A 17310-nucleotide genomic window follows, 5' to 3' on the forward strand; every position below is an offset into this window, starting at 1 on the left:
GAAGGCGTGCCGCTTTTGATTTTTTGTTGTTATTCAAAAGCTTGTGATTTGCACGTAATGGAAGGAACAGCGTTGTGTCTCATCGTTGGAACAGCGTTGACCCGCCCACACATGCCCGACGCCCCGATGGGGTGTTTCAACAATGAAACAGGGTGGTGAACTAAACGGTGAATCCGCGTAAGGCGGTTCGTTCAGGCAAGTGAGGTGTTTCAAAAATGGACACTGAGGGCGAAAGAAAACCCGCCCTGGCAGGAAAACTCAGCCCTTGGGGGTTTTACGCGGGATGGAATTGAGTACGGGGTTTCCGTCCACGTTCTGGGTCAGGTAGACCGGCAGCACTTTGGGCAGGGAAGGGATGAGGTTGTTGACCTCATTGATGTTGTAGATGCCGCCAATGCGAATAGCCCCGGTATTGGCGTCTGCCAGCATCACCGGTTTGCTCAAGTAGCGGTTGATCAACGGCAGTGCGTCGGTGAGCGCGAGGTTGTCGAGGATCAACTTGCCTTGGCGCCAGGCCAGGGCCGTATCGTTGGGTGTGATCGCCTGCACGCGCGGTGTCGCGTCACCTTGTTGGTAGCTGGCCTGCATGCCGGGTGTAAGCGGCACGCTGCCGTGTACCTTGTCGCTGGAAATCTGCACCGAGCCCTCAAGCAGCATCACTCGCACCTGGTCTTCATATTTCCAGACATTGAATTGGGTGCCGGTGACCCGCACCTGGCCTTCGCCAGCACGCACGATAAATGAGTGCGCGCTGTCATGGCTGACGTTGAAGAAGGCCTCGCCTTTTTTCAGCGTGACCCGGCGCTGATCCTTGTAGTGGGTGTAGACCAACTCTGTACCGAGGTTGAGTTCCACCTGGCTGCCATCGCTCAAAGTGACCTGTCGCAACCCGTGGATGGCGTCATAGTGCTCATAAGCACTTGGCAACCAGCCTGCTTCCCAACCGGTAAAGGCCGCCAGGGGCAGCGCAACCAGGCTGATAGCCGCCGCGACTGCGTAAGTTCGCAAACGGCTGCGAGGCTTGAACGGCACCACGACAGCGGTGGGTTCATTGCGTGGCAGGTGGTCGGCGACATCCCAGATCTCCAGCATCGCCGCGTATTCGAAGGCGTGCAGCGGGTGGGAGTCGTGCCATTGTGCAAAAGCCTCACGTTCAGCACTCATGCAATCGCTGGCGTGCAAACGCATGCACCAATGCGCCGCGGCGTCGGTGATAGCGTCATATTCGGCTTCTGAAAGGGACTTTTCGGTCATTAACTCATCCTGATTTCGTACATTCTAACCTCCACAGCGGGACGGCGAGAACATCCATCATGGCGATTGCGCATCAATTGGGAGCTATTCTCGTTTGGCATCTGCCTTTAAAAACCGGGGCTTTCCCTTTCAGGCTTGCTCAGGCCCCCATATCGAGCACGCGTCCCACCTGCGTAATCAGGTAGGTAATGGAGTCCGCGTTGGCCAGGATGGTGCTGATGCGTTTGTCCGGGTCCGTCATGAATGTCTGCCGAGCGTCGTCTAGCGTCTTTGCGCCGGTGATCTGCAGGATTTTGCGCTTGACTGACCCCGACCCCCGGGAGGTTCCGAAATCCTCCCAAGCCGATGCCCATTCGTTCCAGGTCTTGAACAAAATGGTGGCGGGAGTGAGGATGGACAAGGCCGTGTCACGCAGATTCACCAATTCAGTCTTCAGCAGTGGTGCTCCGCGCGTACTCATGTTTATCAGGTCGGAAAAGGGTCGCATGCTGTCCAGGTAGGCCACGTCTTCGGTCAGGCACTTGAGGTGTGAAATTTCATGGATCAGGACGGCGGCACGTGCGTGGGCCACGATGTTGAACGGTGTATTCAAGCGGTTTTCATAAATGTCGAAAGGTGGGTCGAAAAAGGGATTGAGTAGATAGATCTTCTGGTCGGCATCATCGGGCAATGTAAAGGCAAAGCTGTGTTCTTCCCCCGAATGACCCGTGCCGCATACAAAACGCATGGAATCCGGGCTGGTCAGGGTGTGGTTGACCAGTTCATTGAGCACTTCATCCACACACTCTTCGATCTTGCGCAGTTGCTGCGGGCTCAGGCTGAGCGCGCCAAACAACTCGGTGAAGAACCGTCCCATCCGACTGTTCGGGTCACGAATCTGTGTAAAGTTGAGGATGTTGCGCTTGCAATTGACTGCGTAGAAGGTTGCAACATTGAGCGCCTCATTGATGACCTGGGCTCTCCAGCTGGACAAGGCGCGAATCGCTTGCATCCCTACGGCTTCGATATTCATGACCTGGCGCTCGGCGGTACGAGTCCGATAGCGTGCTCTATGACACGACAAGGTCTTGCCGTAGCGCGGGTGGTGTCGATCCAGGTCGAGTACCCATTGGTTGGCGGCGTTGCAGCGTACGTAAGGCCCGTGCTGCTCACCATTGGACAGGCGCCACTGCTCACCGGCCTTGCGCACGGGGTACACCTTGCCCGCCAGGGGCACGTAATGCCGATTCGAGGTTTTGTCCTGATACAGATGGGTCTTGGGCTGGTGGCTTAGATCTGTGAGGGCAACGACGTGATGCTCAAGCACCTGCAACTGGGTTCGACGGGGCTCAGTGATGTCCAGAGACGTGAGGGTGGTTGCCGGTGACAGGGGCTTGCTGTCCCACTCCGGCGTGCGGTCAGCCGACAAAGGCGGCGACGGCTCTGGTTGCAGGGCCAGCTCCTTGCGCAATGCAGCCAGCTTTGCGAGGCCCTTGATAAAGGTTTTGAACCCTTCGCCAAAGCGCTGTTGTTGGAGATGTTCAGCTGCAACTTCCAGCAGCTTATAGCTGCGCCATACCTCCCGTGGGAAGTAGAGTTTGCCTTGGATGAATTGCGTGATGGTTGAGGCACCTGCATGCAGGAGGCTGGCCAGGCTTTCCCACTCGCTGTGCCCCGACTTGTCGAATTGACTGGAAAACATCCGGGTCAACGCGTGAATGTTGTCCTTGAACAGGCGCATCAGGATATTGCCCAGTATTGGGCTATTGCCCAGGCGTATTTCTGAGGCGTTGGCCGGGTCTTGCTGGGAGAGCAAGTGGCGATAGGTCGACTGGTGGGGATCTTGCTGGCACCTGAGTACCCAGTCTTGCAGAGGTCCCGGTGTGCTGATATCGCGGATCAGGTCTTCCTCGCGTTGGTATTCCTTGAGGGTATGACGCGGGCTGTAAGGGGCATACAACACCAGCGGTCCAGTGGCGTTGGTGCTCGAGCTGATCACGTAGACTCCCGATACCAGGGCCGGCGTCGCTCCTTCGGTGGCGATCAGTTCAAGGGGGCGGATCATCGCCGTGGCCCCCGTGACACTCTTGCGAGCGAGCGCGTCAGGCATGTCTAACACTTGCTGGACCAGGCTCCAGGCCGTGGCAGACAGCCGTTCCTCAAGTTTCTCTTCGTGGGCATGGCGTAACAGTTGCCAGGGCAGTTGCCGACAGAACCGGTCGCGGCGCCTGCGCGCATCCTCGGTGTCGGCAGCCAAATGCGTCGTCACCCAGGCCTGGTAAGTTTTTGCCAGGTCCAATTGCTGCACCATCTGAATCACTGCACTGGCGTTCAGCGCTGCTGGTAACGGCGTGGCGGTGCGTGAGCGCGGTCGAATATCTTCGCCCGGCAGGTTGGGATGGTGCCTGAGCGCAAAGTCAGTGAGGGTCTGGATATCTCCTTCCACGGCATGGCGCCGGGGGATCAGGACGTTGTCGGGCAGCACATTTGCGTCCGGGTAACGTACGCCGAGCAGTTCAGTCAGGCGGGTCACCACGTGTTCGCGCAACGCCGGCACATCGTGAAGGTAGTCCCGGTCGTCCGGCGCACTGAGTCGGGTTTGCTCCAGCAGTTCGGCCTGCAAAATCTGTTCGGCGGGTGTCGCCATGCCCAGCCAGACCGGTAATGCTTGCTGGAGAATGATTGCACGCGCCACGGCGCTGGCCCGAGGCACGTTGGTCGGAGCGGGCCGCTTTATCAGTGCATCCAGACAGTCCTGCAACTGCCGTGCTTTGAGGTTCATCGTCAGCAGGTAGTCAATGCCATCGACCAGGGCGTTCCTGTAGGTTTGCTGGCGGTCGTCCAACAGGTTTTCGTCGATGCGCTGCAAGGGGCCCAGGTGATAAGCCTGGTGAGGCTGGCGCTTGGAGGTGTCGAGGTTTTCCAGAAACGTCAGACGGGCCAGTGGATCCTCCAGGCGCCGCTGCAATTGCACGCGCATGGCTTCCACCGAGGGGAAGGTTTCATGGCCGCTGCCAGGCGTCCATAGTTGCACTTGCCCGGACCGTTGGGGGTCCACACCCCCGCGCTCGGTGAGTACGAAGCAGTTGGCCAGGCCATGGGGCGTGGGATCGGCTCCCAGCGTGAGGGTCAGGCCGAAAGCGTCGGGCAAGAAACCGTTCAAGCCATGTCGCGTTAGGCGTGTCAGGCTGTCACGGCGCAAGACAGTGTCGAGTATGGCCTGACCGCGTGCCCCCAGGCTCTTGTTGAGCAATCTGAGGTCGGCTTCGTTTCGCAGTCCCAGCATCAGGCTTTGGCTCAAGTGGCTTTGCTGGGTTTCCAGGAACAGACGGGGCAATGTACGCAGGTCATGTTGGGTGAACGACAACATGACTTGATCGATGATGGCGTTGAAGGTGCGGATAGCCAGGTTATTGAACTGGTTGGCAGCGCCGGCCTCGCGCTTCTGGAAGAAACCGATGTTTGACGATTCCGCTATCGGTCCTGCCTGGTTGGCCAGGCGCTCGATGAAGTGCTCCACCATATTCAACGATGTCTGGGCCAATCGTTCTTCCCGCTGTTGGGCTGGGGAGTCATAGGTGTTGATGTAGGTGTCGTCTGCCTTGAGGTCCAGTTGACGCTTTTCCAACTCGGCATTCAATGCATGGGCCACCAGGCGGCGCAGGGTTGGCGCTCGGCTTCGCTCCATTGCCAGTGCCGCGTCGGTGGCCTGCAACTGCAGTAGCCGCTGTTTGGCGTGCTCGGCTTGTACGGTAGAAGGGCGCCCGTTGTCACTGCTCACCGGATGTAGGGTCCAGCGGCCGTCAGAGTCCAGCGCCAGCAAACGGCTGTCGAGCATAGAGCGCACATCCAGCGCCTGATCCAGCAAGGCGTCGAGGTCGACCGCGCCATCACTACGGCGGTACAACCCCAAGGCATGCTCCAGGTTGCTCAGTTGCTTGGTCATAATGTCCTCGACCATTTCCGCGAATACGCCGCTGGCAATCGGCAGGCCAGTGATCTGTACGTGGTCCAGGCCGATAAATGTGCTGCGTTCGTCAAGCGACACGAAGTTGAGCAGCTCATCTTCATGACCGCGCGCTTTGAGCATGGCGCGCAAGGTGTTCGTCAGGTCGTCCATATCCTTGAGCACCTGCAGCCCTCGGGACTGGGTGTAGAGGTAGGCGGAGCTATCGCTGATCATCAAGGTGCCAGCCAAGTCTACGTAATGGTGGTAGGGCGCTTCGATGCGTACTTTCTCTATACGCAGCGTGTCAGCATGGGCGGTGCGAGCTGCCAGGTCCGGGAGGAACATGGCCAGCAACGCTTGGCTCTCGGCAGTGGACAGGATCCCATCCTGGCGCTTGAGCAGCAGGTCTACGCGAAATTTGTCGCTCATGACCTGGGCGAAGAATTCCAGCCGGGATTGGCCTTTGTTGAAGTCCTCGTTCCAATAGGTCAACAACAGGCTATTGAGCAATTTTGAAAGAACTCCGGCGGTTTGGCTGACCAGGCTTTCCCATTGTAGGAGCGCCTGTGTTTGTTGTGTATCGCCGGCAGCCTGACGTGGGTTGTGAAAGCGCCGTGTCTGTTCGACCGGCCAGGCTTGCTGTGCATAAAACTGCAGCAACGCTTCACTCAAGGGGACTGAAGCCACCAGGCGCTTCTCCAGGCCCGCATTCGGGCTAGCGATAAACTGTCCATTCGTGTATCGCGCTGATCCAGCTGCGGGAAATACAAGCGTCCCATGATCGTCAGCAAGGTATCGAGCATCCACGGCAGGGCGGGCGTTTTACGCAATTGCTCCAGCATTGCCTGGACATTTTGCATTTGCGCGTCCTGGAGCATGCGTTCCTGATCCGCCATTACCGCGCCGCTGATCAGTGTGGTTGTTACGGTCAGCGTGGCTTCTAGAGGCGTTAGGTCGCGTTGGGATATGGACAGGAAGCGCAGTAGATCCACCCGTTCTAATGGGTCCTTCAGGCGTTCGCTCACTTGTTCCAGCAGGGTGGCTCGGCTATCGAACACCTCAAGACCACCATAAGGCGTATAGAGCACGGCCTTGCTTTCATCCGGGCTGGGGCTCATCAAAAACGCACCCGCCAGGGGGATCGCGGGTGGTTGGGCCAAGTTGATCAACAGTGTTTCGACCACCATCGGGGCTTCCCGCAGCGTTGAGTTCTGCCGGGCTTCGTCGGTGGCGTAGTAAAGGGTATGCAGCCAGTCAAGGTCCTTCATGGTCAGGCCCAGCGCACGCTCGCGGTCCGAAGGCTTGACCCTTTTGATCGGTTGCAGGAATTCATCAAAAAAATACGGGGGGGTTACCCGTGCCATGATCGGTCTCCGTCGCTGCCGACCTGAGCCGGCGGGATAAAACCACAGAGTAGGAGGGCGTCGAGCCGTCACAGAGGTAGATAACTGCCGCAGGGGAGCACAAGAGAAGAAAACGCAGGTTGACAGTGGGCTTGCCCAACGGTGTTTAATCGACGGCCTGGATACCCAGTCTTGTTGCCCCTTCCAATCATAAAATCGGAGCTTCAGATGTCACAGGTCCATGAGCGGGCGTTGGCCCGCATCGGTTTCGCCGAACTGGTGGCGTTGCTCCATCGGGTCTTCGTGCTGCACGGTACATCGCCGCAGGTCGCAGCGACCTTGGCACACAACTGTGCCAGCGCCGAGCGCGATGGCGCCCATAGCCACGGCATTTTCCGTATACCAGGCTATGTCAGTACCCTGGCCAGTGGCTGGGTGAATGGCAAGGCCGAACCCGTCGTCACGGATGTGGCCTCGGGCTTTATCCGCGTGGACGCTGGCAATGGGTTTGCCCAGCCGGCGCTGGAGGCTGCCCGCCCACTGCTGGTAGAAAAAGCCCGCAGCGCCGGGATTGCCTTGTTGGCCATTCATAACTCCCATCACTTTGCCGCCTTGTGGCCTGACGTCGAGCCCTTCGCCGAAGAAGGCCTGGTGGCTCTGAGTGTGGTCAACAGCATGACGTGCGTGGTGCCCCATGGCGCCGACCGCCCATTGTTCGGCACCAACCCGATCGCCTTCGCGGCACCGCGTGCCGATGGCCCGCCTATCGTGTTTGACCTGGCCACCAGCGCCATCGCCCACGGCGATGTGCAGATCGCCGCACGCAAGGGGGAGCGCCTGCCACCGGGCATGGGCGTGGACAGCCTGGGTCAGCCGACCGAAGATCCAAAGGCCGTGCTGGAAGGTGGTGCGTTGTTGCCCTTTGGCGGGCACAAGGGCTCGGCGTTGTCGATGATGGTGGAGTTGCTGGCGGCAGCCCTGACCGGGGGTAATTTTTCCTTCGAGTTCAATTGGGCCGACCATCCAGGGGCGCGCACGCCGTGGACTGGGCAGCTGCTGATTGTGATCGACCCGAGCAAGACCACCGGGCAAAGTTTTGCCGAGCGTAGTCAGGAGTTAGTGCGACAGATGCATGCGGCAGGGCTGCGGCGGTTGCCGGGGGATCGACGTCATCGCACACGGGTGCAGTCAGACGAGCAGGGCATTGAGGTTGACGCTGAGGAGTTGGCGCGGCTGCGGGAATTGGCCAGGCAGTAAAACAGGCTGCGCCCCATCGGGCGCAGCCTTCTATCGATCAGTTACGACGACCCAGCAGCAGGCCGACAACCAAGCCGACACCTGCGGAAATCGCCACGGTCTGCCATGGATGGCCGCCGATGTAGGTCTCGGTGGCATCCACCACGGGTTTGCTGCGCTCACGCACATTGGATACCGAGTCCAGGGCTTGCTTGAGTTTGACAGCGACCTGCTCACGCAGGGTTTCACCTTCTTCGCCTACCAGTGACGCGCTGCTTTTGAGCAGTTTGTCCGACTCTTCGATCAGCGCGGTCAGTTCGCTGAAGGCTTGGTCCTTGATTTGATCTTCGACGGCTTGGGCAGTGGTTTTGCGGGCCATTGGGTGACTCCTTGCAGGTGAATGTGACAGTGAACAATGGAGTATCGGGCAGCGGCAAAAGTTGCAGTTTTTTTGCGCCTGGGGCGATTGCGGGTGAAATCCGGATCGGGAAGTTTCGGCCTACAGTGTAAGATGTCACCTATTTGTGCAGCAGGTAATTCAACATGAGCTTCAATCTGGCCAACAAGACCCTCGCCGAACGTGCCGAGCTGGAAGATGAAAAGTCGCGCCTCTATGACCTGTGGCAAACCAACCTGGGCAAAGCCAAGGGCGAAGCCGCGCGTTTGTTCGGCGAGCGCGCCAAGCGCAAGGGCAAGTGGGCCGAATGGGTCCGTGCCGAGCTTGACGGCATGTCGCCGCCGGAGTTTTCCAACATGGTGCGCAGTGAAGTCAACAAGCTGATGGCAGCGGCTAAATAAAGCACGCCACAATCGCTTCGCGCACCTTCAGAAGCAACGGGTCGAGCTGTGCCTGGGTGCGCCAGCCCAACTCCACCGGGTAGCGCGGCAGGGCCAGCGGGCAGGGCAGCACACTCAAACCCGTCATATCCGCGATCGCTTCGGCGGCATGCCCGGGAATGGTTGCCACCGCCTGGCTGCCCTTGAGCAGATACGGTAGTGCAGCAAAGTGGCTGGTGGATGCACACACCTGGCGGCTCAACCCCAGTGCCGCCAACCCTTCATCGGTAATCCCGATAAACCCGCCCGACGACACCAATACATGCTCCCGTGTGACGAATTCATCCAGGTCAATGCTGGCTTGGTCCGAGTCCACCAGGCAGCGGTAATCACCTTCCCCCAATACCTGGCGACTTAGTCGCCCTTGGGCAAAACCTCCGGCCGTGATCGCCAGGTCCAGGGTGCGATCGAGCAGCGCGGCTGCAACGATCTGGCTGTGGGTCTGACGGAAAATTACCCGCAGTTTCGGTGCCCGTTGTGCGAGTTCCTCCATCAGCCGACGACCATAGGCAATCTCGAAATCATCCGACAAACCCACGACCACGGAACGTCCCTGATAGTGCTGGTTATCCGGGTCAACCATGGCCAGGCTCTGGCGGCAGCGATCAAGGGCTTCGCTGATCACCGGTTTCAATTGATTGGCGCGCAATGTCGGTGCGAGTCCGCGCCCGGTACGCACGAACAATTGATCGCCGTATACCTCGCGCAGCCGCCGCAAGCCTGCGCTGATAGCCGATTGCGTCACGCCCAGGCGCAACGCCGCGCGGCTGGCGCTGGACTCGTCGTGCAGGGCCTCGAAGGTTTTCAGCAGGTTCAGGTCGATATTCATTTGGCTCATATCATTCAGCACTGAAGTGGGCTTTATTCATGATCGAGGCTGGCGGGAGAATGGGCAACCCCCCTGACTTGGAGTGACCGTGATGCCCGTTTCGATAGTGGCAGCCCTGCAAATTGGTTCCCTGCCTAGTGGCAAGGCTGAAACCCTTGAGCAGATCCTGGCGTATGAGGACGCTATCAAGCGCAGCGGCGCGCAACTGGTGGTGATGCCGGAGGCCTTGCTGGGTGGTTATCCCAAAGGCGAAAGCTTCGGTACACAATTGGGCTACCGCCTGCCGCAAGGGCGTGAAGCGTTCGCCCGTTATTTTGCCAATGCGGTGGATGTGCCGGGGGCCGAGACCGACGTGCTGGCCGGGTTATCCGCCCGCACCGGGGCCAGCCTGGTTATCGGTGTGATCGAGCGCAGTGGCAGCACGCTGTATTGCACCGTGCTGTATTTCGAACCAGCGGGCGGGCTAGTAGCCAAGCACCGCAAGCTAATGCCCACTGGTACCGAGCGGCTGATCTGGGGCAAGGGCGATGGCTCCACCTTGCCGGTGATCGACACGGCGGTGGGGCGCGTCGGCGGCGCAGTGTGCTGGGAAAACATGATGCCGCTATTGCGTACGGCGATGTACGCCAAGGGCGTCGAAGTGTGGTGTGCGCCGACCGTGGATGAGCGCGAAATGTGGCAAGTGAGCATGCGCCATGTGGCCCATGAAGGGCGCTGCTTTGTGGTGAGCGCCTGCCAGGTGCAGGCATCGCCCGAGGCCTTGGGTGTGGAGGTTGCCAACTGGCCGTCAGAGCGCCCGTTGATTGCGGGTGGCAGTGTGATTGTCGGGCCGATGGGTGATGTCCTGGCCGGACCGTTGCGGGGTGAAGCTGGCTTGTTGACGGCGCAGATCGATACAGACGAGTTGGTGCGTGCGCGTTATGACTACGACGTGGTGGGCCACTACGCTCGGCCGGATGTGTTCGAGCTGACCGTGGATGAGCGCGCTAGGCCCGGCGTGCGCTACATCACTGACTAAACGCGGTAAAAAATGTGGGAGCGGGCTTGCCCGCGATGATGGGGGCACATCCAATATAAATGTCGGCAGCCATATCGCTATCTCAGGCAAGCCCGCTCCCACATTTGGATCTTCATTGGCTCAGGCGTTTGTATTTCAGCCATTGCTCGCGGGTCATTTCCCAGATTTCCCGGGGAAAGGTGCCCTCTACAAACTGGCCCACCTCCGTCCTGATCAACCGCATGCCCTCACGCTCGGAGATCCGCCGCGACCCCAGGTTGGGTGCCGCCTTGGGCGCGCGCAGCACCGGGCGTTCGAGTACGCCAAACCAGTAGTCGGTGACCGCCGCACTGGCTTCGGTCATCAGCCCCAGGCCCTGCCATTGCCGGCCCAGCCAGAACCCACGGTTGTCGTCCACGGTGTCCGTCAGGCAGATGTTGCCAATCATCACTTCAGGTGCGCTTTTGAGGCGGATCGTCCAATGCCATTCCTCGCCCCGCGCCATGGCTGGCAAGGCCACGTTTTCCAGGTAGCTGCGCGCACCGTCGGCCGGGTAGGGCCAGGGCACCTCGGCGGTGAGGTAGCGCACCACTTCCCAGTGAGGAAACAGTTCCTGGCTGGCCTCGGCATCGTCCAGGGTCAGTGGGCGTAGAATCAGTCGTTCGGTGTACAGCGTCGGTTGCATAGTGTTCACCAGGTGGCGGTGCTCGGCAGGTCCAGTGTACCGCGCTCCACAAACCGCATCGTGCCAAACAGGCCACCGGCCAGTTTGCCCCGCAGCACGTAGGGCAGGTTGTTCAAGCTCTGGGTCTGGCTCAGGCCCAGGGTTTGGCGCAACACAGAAAATGCCGAAACACTCACGGGCACCATCAACACCTTCTCGGAAAAACGTGGGATGGAGCCTGCCTGATCACTTACACCCGACGCCAACGGCCGGCCATTGACGTCTAGGTCCAGGGCGATGCCGCTGTAGTCGATCGTCGTCTCATTGGGGTTCTGTACCCGCAACTTCACGGCAAACCGTACTTCCAGGTCCTGGCTTTGCAGAGGTTCGATGCCCACCACCGTGATGTTGACCGGGTCACGGTTGGGAAACAGCGCGCAGGCGCTCAAGGTCAGCAGCAGTAACGATAGAACCATGAGCTTGCGCATCTGAAAGGTGCTCCTATTTGGTAACGTCCGGGTCTTGCATGACTTTGAGGGTAGAAGACTCCGGATCGAATTCGTCTTCTTCCAGCTCTATGAACTCTTCCGGCAGGAAAATGTTCAGCACGATCGCACAAAACGCACCCACGGTGATCGGCGATTCGAAGATGTTGTGCAGCGCCTTGGGCAGGTCGCGCAGCACTTCCGGCACCGCGGCTACGCCCAGGCCCATGCCCAGCGAGATGGCCACGATCAGCACATTGCGGCGGTGCAGACCGGCTTCGGCAAGGATCTTGATCCCGGCCACGGCCACGGTGCCGAACATGATCAGGGTCGCGCCACCGAGCACCGGCTTGGGCATCAGTTGCAGCACGGCACCGATCATCGGGAACAACCCCAGCAACACCAGCAGGCCGGCGATAAAGTACGCCACGTAGCGGCTGGCCACGCCGGTGAGCTGGATCACGCCGTTGTTCTGGGCGAAGGTCACCATGGGCAGGCTGTTGAAGGTGGCGGCCATGGCCGAGTTGAGGCCGTCGGCCAGCAGGCCGGACTTGATGCGCTTGATGTACAGAGGACCTTTGACCGGCTGTTGGGAAATCATCGAATTGGCGGTCAGGTCCCCAGCGGCTTCCAGGGGCGAAATCAGGAAGATCACTGCCACTGGGATAAACGCCACCCAGTCGAACGAGAAACCATATTTGAACGGCACCGGTACGCTGATCAGCGGCACCTGGGGCAGGGCGGTCATGTCGACGCGGCCCATCCACCACGCGACGACAAAGCCCAGGGTCAGGCCGATCACGATCGAACCCAGGCGCAGGAACGGGTTGCTGAAGCGGTTGAGGACCACAATGGTCAGCAGCACCAGTGCTGCCAGCCCCATGTTGCCGGCGGCGCCCAGGTCGCTGGAGCCAAAGCCACCGGCCATGTCGGTGACGGCTACCTTGATCAGCGACAGGCCCATCAGGGTAATGATGGTGCCGGTTACGACCGGGGTGATCAGTTTGCGCAGCTTGCCGATGAACTGGCTGAGCACCACTTCGATAAAGGCGGCGAAAAAACAGATACCGAAGATCGTCGAAAGGATTTCATCGGTGCCACCGCCCCGGGCCTTGACCATGAAGCCGGCGCTGAGGATCACACTGATAAACGAAAAGCTGGTGCCCTGCAGGCACAGCAGCCCGGAACCCACTGGACCGAATTTACGTGCCTGCACAAAAGTGCCCAGCCCCGAGACGAACAGCGCCATGCTCACCAGGTACGGCACTTCGCTTTCCAGGCCCAATACGCCGCCGACAATCAGGGTAGGGGTGATGATGCCGACGAAGCTGGCGAGCACGTGCTGCAACGCGGCAAAAATCGCTGCGGTGAAGTGCGGGCGGTCTTCCAGGCCGTAGATCAGGTCGGATTTATAACGGGGGCGAGGGGTTTGAGTGTCAGACAAAATACGAGCCCGGTAGGGAAAGGGGCGCGCAGGATGCCAGAAAGTGCCGGCTGTCAGAAGTGTGTAAAAATATTTCGAAACATCCTGCATTAAATCATCAAGGCTGCCGATAGCCTGGAAAGGCCCACATTCCAACGATAACAGTGGTGCCCAAAGGTCAGAGCGGCGCGTTGACGCCGACTGATTGTGTCGCGGCATGGACGCTCGCCACCACCACTTCTCGAGAGCACCCCTATGTCCCTTCGTAATCTGAATATTGCCCCTCGCGCTTTTCTCGGTTTTGCGTTCATTGCGTTGCTTGTCGTGATTCTTGGGGTGTTTGCGGTCAACCGCATGACCCAGATCCGCCAGGCCTCGCTGGACATGGGCACCAACCAACTGCCCAGTGTGAAGTTCCTCGGCAACATGACCGAGAACGTACTGCGCCTGCGCATTCTCTCGTTCCGCATCTTGATCAATCGGGAGCCGACGGCCCTGGATGAGGCCAAGACCCGTGTGGCGGTATTGGTGGATAAGGTCAAACAAGCCCAGAGCGCCTACGCCGCCATGCCGGCGGGTACGGAAGAGGCGGCCTTGTACAAGACGTTCGCCGCTACCCTCGACAGTTACCTCAGCGCACAGGTCGAAATGATGTCGCTGTCCCAGCAGAACAAGGTCGAGGAGATGCGCAGCCTGATCAACACCCGGATCAAGGACGGCACCGACCTGATGGGGGAGCAGTTGAACAAATTGATTGCGATCAACAGTGCGGACGCGGATCAGGCCGGGCGTAACGCCGAGAGCAGTTATCAGATGGCGGTGACCGGAATCATCATCGTCGCCGTGGTGGCGGCGCTGATGACGGTGCTGCTGGCCTGGTTGCTCACTCGCAGCATCGTCACGCCGCTGCGCAAAGCTGTGGACATGGCTGAAACCATTGCCGGTGGCAACCTGACCAAAACCATCGAAGATGACGGCAAGGACGAACCGGCGCGCCTGCTCGGCGCGTTGTCGGCCATGCAAGCCAACCTGCGCCAGACCATTCACCATATCGCCGGTTCGGCCACACAACTGGCCTCTGCCGCCGAAGAACTGAGTGCCGTCACCGAGGAAGCGTCCCGGGGCCTGCAGCAGCAAAACGATGAAATCGACCAGGCCGCCACGGCGGTCAACGAAATGACTGCCGCCGTGGAAGAGGTAGCGCGCAATGCGGTGTCCACCTCCGAAGCTTCTGGCCAGTCCAACCAGGCCGCCCGGGAAGGCCGCGACCGCGTGGTGGAAACCGTCGGTGCCATCCAGACCATGACCCAGGACGTGCAAAGTACTGCCGTACTGATCGAAGGCCTGGCGTCCCAGGGCCGGGACATCGGCAAGGTGCTCGACGTGATCCGTGCGATTGCCGAGCAGACCAACCTGCTGGCCCTCAACGCCGCCATTGAAGCCGCACGTGCCGGTGAGGCCGGGCGCGGGTTCGCGGTGGTGGCCGACGAAGTACGGGCGCTGGCTCACCGCACGGCACAGTCGACGCAAGAGATCGAAAAAATGGTCGCCGGCATCCAGAGCGGTACCGGTGAAGCCGTGCATTCGATGCAGCAGAGCAACCAGCGCACCCACGCCACCCTGGAAATGGCGCGCGCCGCGGGTGTGGCCCTGGAGCAGATCACCCAGTCCATCAGCCTGATCAACGAGCGCAACCTGGTGATCGCCAGCGCTTCGGAAGAACAGGCCCAGGTGTCCCGTGAGGTGGACCGCAACCTGGTCAACATCCGCGACCTGGCGAGTCAATCGGCGGCGGGGGCCAACCAGACCAGCGCGGCCAGCCATGAGCTGTCGCGCCTGGCGGTGGATCTGAATGGGATGGTGGCGCGGTTCGTGATCTAACCAGCTGCGCAGGTCAATGGTGGGAGCTGGCTTGCCTGCGATGCGGTGGATCAGTCAATTATGTACTGACTGACAGATTGCTATCGCAGGCAAGCCAGCTCCCACATTGGTTGTGTGGAGTGTCAGGCGTTAGTGCTTCCAGGCGGGCGGGTTCACCAGGTTTTTCGGCTTTTGCCCGGCCAACGCCTGCAACAGATTATCCACCGCACACTTGGCCATCGCCTCCCGTGTCTCATGGGTCGCAGAGCCGATGTGCGGCGTGGCCACCACGTTGTTCAAACGCAGCAACGGTGAGTCGTGGTTCAGCGGCTCACGCTCGAACACGTCCAGCCCGGCCGCCCGGATAGTGCGTTGCTGCAACGCTTGCACCAACGCGGCTTCGTCCACCACCTTGCCCCGCGAGATATTGATGAAGATCGTCTCAGGGCCCATGCGTGCAAACGCCTCGGCACCGATCAGCTTCTCGGTTTCGGCCGTCAGCGGCAGGGTCAGGCAAACAAAGTCAGCCTCTTGCAGCAAGTCATTCAAGCTGCGGTATTGCGCGCCAAAGCGTGCTTCCACCGCTGGCTTGGGCGAATGGCTGTGGTAGATCACCGGCATGCCGAAGCCGAAGTGCCCGCGCTGGGCCAGGGCTTCGCCGATGCGGCCCATGCCGATGATACCCAGGGTCTTGCCATGCACGTCGGTGCCGAAGTGCGCAGGGCCGATGTTCTTGTTCCATTGACCGGCGCGTACCATGTCCGCCAGTTCGACTACCCGGCGCGCGGTGGCCAGGATTAACGCAAAGCCGGTGTCGGCAGTGGTTTCGGTGAGCACATCCGGGGTGTTGCTGAGCAGAATGCCGCGCTGGGTCAGGTAGTCGATGTCGTAGTTGTCGACGCCTACCGAGACGCTGGCCACGGCCTGCAGGTTGGGCGCCAGGTCCAGCAGCTTGGCGTCCAGGCGCAGGCTGGCGCCGAGCAAGCCATGGGCAGTGGGCAGTGCGTCGCGCAATTTGGCCAGGCCGGTGTCGTCCAGGGCTTCGATCAAGGTGACATCGGCCTGTTCCTGCAGGCGCGCCATCAGCGGCGCGGAGAGTTTTTTGTACAACACGACAGACTTTTTCATGAGGTTTTTACCTTCAACTCCAGGGTTGGCATCCGTACGCGATCACTGGCGCCGGGCTTGAGGAAAATCGTCAACACCACCGACAGCAGCAGCGCACCGCTCATCAGCAGGTACGAAGCGCCGGGCGAGCCGGTGCTGCTATTGAGGTAACCCACCAGGTACGAACCGCCGAACGAGCCCAGGGCGCCCATGCTGTTGATCAGCGCCATGGCGCCACCGGCGACGTTGGCCGGCAGGATTTCCGGGACGATGGCGAAGAATGGACCGTAGGGTGCATACATGCAGGCCCCGGCAATCACCAGCAGGGTGTAGGACCACCAGAAATGTTCGGCACCTAGCGCGTAGGAACCGTAGAACGCGATAGATGCAATCAGCAACGGCGGCCACACGAAGCGCTTGCGCTTTTGCAGCTTGTCCGAGCCCCAGGACACCACGAGCATGCCGATCACCGCCGCCAGGTATGGCAGGGCAGAGAGCCAGCCGGCCTCGACCATGTCCATCTGCAATCCGGCCTTGAGAATCGACGGCAACCACAGCACAAAGCCGTACACGCCGATGCTCCAGCAAAAGAACTGCAGCGCTAGCACGATCACCTTGGGCGAGCGGAAGGCCTCGGCGTAGTTCTTCACGGCCTTGATGCCCACCTGTTCGGCGGCCAGGGCGCTTTCTAGGTCCTGTTTCTCGCCGTCGCTGAGCCATTTGGCATCCTTGGGGCGCTCGTCGGCGAGCTTCCACCAGATAAACGCCCAGATCACTGCCGGCAAGCCTTCGATGATGAACATCCAGCGCCAGCTGAAGTGCTGCACCAGATAGCCCGAGACCACCGACATCCACAGCATGGTTACCGGGTTGCCGAGGATCAGGAACGTATTGGCGCGGGAACGTTCGGCACGGGTGAACCAGTGGCACAGGTACACCAGCATCGCCGGCATCACCGCCGCTTCCACCACGCCGAGCATGAAGCGGATGGCGATCAGCATGTAGGCGTTGGACACCACACCCGTCAGGGTCGCCAGGCCACCCCACAGGATCAGGCTGACAAAGATCAGCTTTTTAACGCTGCGCTTCTGCGCATAGATCGCCCCCGGCACCTGGAAGAAAAAGTAGCCGAGGAAAAACAGCGCGCCCAGCAACGACGACATGCCGGGGGTGATCATCAGGTCTTCGGCCATCCCGGAGGCGGCGGCGAAGCCGTAGTTGGCGCGGTCCAGATACGCCAGGCTGTAGGTGATAAAAACGATGGGCATGATGTACCACCAACGGCGGGTGGCGAGTTTCAAGGTGTCCATGGGGTTGCTCCTGAGCTTGTTGTAGTTGTGGCAACAG

The 17310-nt window shown here is 60.2% G+C and carries 14 protein-coding genes; 4 read left to right on the forward strand and 10 right to left on the reverse strand.

Annotation, left to right across the window (positions count from 1 at the left end; all coding sequences use genetic code 11):
• Nucleotides 1-258: 258 nt before the first annotated feature.
• From AC07V4_RS19325 to AC07V4_RS19335, 3 genes are all read right to left on the reverse strand, one after another.
• Nucleotides 259-1254: a FecR family protein gene (locus AC07V4_RS19325; RefSeq protein ID WP_492636528.1), complete on the reverse strand. Its 996-nt coding sequence runs from the start codon at nt 1252-1254 to the stop codon at nt 259-261.
• Between the two features lie 139 nt (nt 1255-1393).
• Entirely contained in the window at nt 1394-5869 is a 4476-nt protein-coding gene (locus AC07V4_RS19330) for a dermonecrotic toxin domain-containing protein (RefSeq protein WP_492636529.1), read from the reverse strand.
• On the reverse strand, nt 5851-6546 hold the full coding sequence (locus tag AC07V4_RS19335) for a hypothetical protein (RefSeq protein ID WP_492636530.1): 696 nt from the start codon (nt 6544-6546) through the stop codon (nt 5851-5853). The genes AC07V4_RS19330 and AC07V4_RS19335 overlap by 19 nt, the downstream gene beginning before the upstream one ends.
• 207 nt (nt 6547-6753) lie before the next feature.
• Between AC07V4_RS19335 and AC07V4_RS19340 the strand changes: the two genes are divergently transcribed.
• Nucleotides 6754-7782, forward strand: a complete 1029-nt coding sequence (locus AC07V4_RS19340; protein ID WP_492636531.1) for an Ldh family oxidoreductase — start codon at nt 6754-6756, stop codon at nt 7780-7782.
• 37 nt (nt 7783-7819) lie between these two features.
• On the opposite strand, the gene AC07V4_RS19345 is transcribed toward AC07V4_RS19340, so the two are convergent.
• Nucleotides 7820-8140: an ElaB/YgaM/YqjD family protein gene (locus AC07V4_RS19345; protein ID WP_431752957.1), complete on the reverse strand. Its 321-nt coding sequence runs from the start codon at nt 8138-8140 to the stop codon at nt 7820-7822.
• A 164-nt stretch (nt 8141-8304) separates the two neighbouring features.
• Here AC07V4_RS19345 and AC07V4_RS19350 point away from each other — a divergent pair, with 164 nt between their 5' ends.
• The gene (locus AC07V4_RS19350; RefSeq protein ID WP_003190904.1) at nt 8305-8559 is read left to right on the forward strand and encodes a hypothetical protein; all 255 of its coding nucleotides are present in this window, start codon (nt 8305-8307) and stop codon (nt 8557-8559) included.
• On the opposite strand, the gene AC07V4_RS19355 is transcribed toward AC07V4_RS19350, so the two are convergent.
• Nucleotides 8552-9436, reverse strand: a complete 885-nt coding sequence (locus tag AC07V4_RS19355; protein WP_492636532.1) for a LysR family transcriptional regulator — start codon at nt 9434-9436, stop codon at nt 8552-8554. The two genes, AC07V4_RS19350 and AC07V4_RS19355, sit on opposite strands and share 8 nt — an antisense overlap.
• 82 nt (nt 9437-9518) lie before the next feature.
• Here AC07V4_RS19355 and AC07V4_RS19360 point away from each other — a divergent pair, with 82 nt between their 5' ends.
• The gene (locus tag AC07V4_RS19360) at nt 9519-10445 is read left to right on the forward strand and encodes a carbon-nitrogen hydrolase family protein (RefSeq protein WP_492636533.1); all 927 of its coding nucleotides are present in this window, start codon (nt 9519-9521) and stop codon (nt 10443-10445) included.
• A gap of 112 nt (nt 10446-10557) precedes the next feature.
• On the opposite strand, the gene AC07V4_RS19365 is transcribed toward AC07V4_RS19360, so the two are convergent.
• From AC07V4_RS19365 to AC07V4_RS19375, 3 genes are read right to left on the reverse strand one after another with little or no spacing between them, the layout of a single operon-like run.
• Nucleotides 10558-11109 (reverse strand): GNAT family N-acetyltransferase, encoded by a 552-nt coding sequence (locus tag AC07V4_RS19365; protein WP_492636534.1) that lies wholly within the window; start codon nt 11107-11109, stop codon nt 10558-10560.
• A gap of 5 nt (nt 11110-11114) precedes the next feature.
• Complete coding sequence (locus tag AC07V4_RS19370; protein ID WP_492636535.1) at nt 11115-11576, reverse strand: LEA/WHy family protein; 462 nt, start codon at nt 11574-11576, stop codon at nt 11115-11117.
• A gap of 13 nt (nt 11577-11589) precedes the next feature.
• Nucleotides 11590-13017, reverse strand: a complete 1428-nt coding sequence (locus AC07V4_RS19375; protein WP_492636536.1) for a nucleobase:cation symporter-2 family protein — start codon at nt 13015-13017, stop codon at nt 11590-11592.
• Between the two features lie 234 nt (nt 13018-13251).
• On the opposite strand from AC07V4_RS19375, the gene AC07V4_RS19380 reads away from it, so the two are divergent.
• Nucleotides 13252-14877, forward strand: a complete 1626-nt coding sequence (locus AC07V4_RS19380) for a methyl-accepting chemotaxis protein (protein ID WP_492636537.1) — start codon at nt 13252-13254, stop codon at nt 14875-14877.
• 129 nt (nt 14878-15006) lie between these two features.
• Here AC07V4_RS19380 and AC07V4_RS19385 read toward each other — a convergent pair whose 3' ends face one another.
• Entirely contained in the window at nt 15007-15984 is a 978-nt protein-coding gene (locus tag AC07V4_RS19385) for an NAD(P)-dependent oxidoreductase (RefSeq protein WP_492636538.1), read from the reverse strand.
• Nucleotides 15981-17273, reverse strand: coding sequence for an MFS transporter (locus tag AC07V4_RS19390; protein WP_492636539.1), 1293 nt, complete (start codon nt 17271-17273; stop codon nt 15981-15983). The genes AC07V4_RS19385 and AC07V4_RS19390 overlap by 4 nt, the downstream gene beginning before the upstream one ends.
• Nucleotides 17274-17310: the final 37 nt, after the last annotated feature.

This window comes from Pseudomonas sp. GW821-FHT03A09 (assembly GCF_059421065.1).

Coding starts and splice junctions, on each gene's coding strand:
- AC07V4_RS19340 (WP_492636531.1), top strand. CDS start 6,754: ATGTCACAGGTCCATGAGCGGGCGTTGGCCCGCATCGGTTTCGCCGAA.
- AC07V4_RS19355 (WP_492636532.1), bottom strand. CDS start 9,436: ATGAGCCAAATGAATATCGACCTGAACCTGCTGAAAACCTTCGAGGCC.
- AC07V4_RS19370 (WP_492636535.1), bottom strand. CDS start 11,576: ATGCGCAAGCTCATGGTTCTATCGTTACTGCTGCTGACCTTGAGCGCC.
- AC07V4_RS19335 (WP_492636530.1), bottom strand. CDS start 6,546: ATGGCACGGGTAACCCCCCCGTATTTTTTTGATGAATTCCTGCAACCG.
- AC07V4_RS19350 (WP_003190904.1), top strand. CDS start 8,305: ATGAGCTTCAATCTGGCCAACAAGACCCTCGCCGAACGTGCCGAGCTG.
- AC07V4_RS19365 (WP_492636534.1), bottom strand. CDS start 11,109: ATGCAACCGACGCTGTACACCGAACGACTGATTCTACGCCCACTGACC.
- AC07V4_RS19325 (WP_492636528.1), bottom strand. CDS start 1,254: ATGACCGAAAAGTCCCTTTCAGAAGCCGAATATGACGCTATCACCGAC.
- AC07V4_RS19390 (WP_492636539.1), bottom strand. CDS start 17,273: ATGGACACCTTGAAACTCGCCACCCGCCGTTGGTGGTACATCATGCCC.
- AC07V4_RS19360 (WP_492636533.1), top strand. CDS start 9,519: ATGCCCGTTTCGATAGTGGCAGCCCTGCAAATTGGTTCCCTGCCTAGT.
- AC07V4_RS19385 (WP_492636538.1), bottom strand. CDS start 15,984: ATGAAAAAGTCTGTCGTGTTGTACAAAAAACTCTCCGCGCCGCTGATG.
- AC07V4_RS19345 (WP_431752957.1), bottom strand. CDS start 8,140: ATGGCCCGCAAAACCACTGCCCAAGCCGTCGAAGATCAAATCAAGGAC.
- AC07V4_RS19380 (WP_492636537.1), top strand. CDS start 13,252: ATGTCCCTTCGTAATCTGAATATTGCCCCTCGCGCTTTTCTCGGTTTT.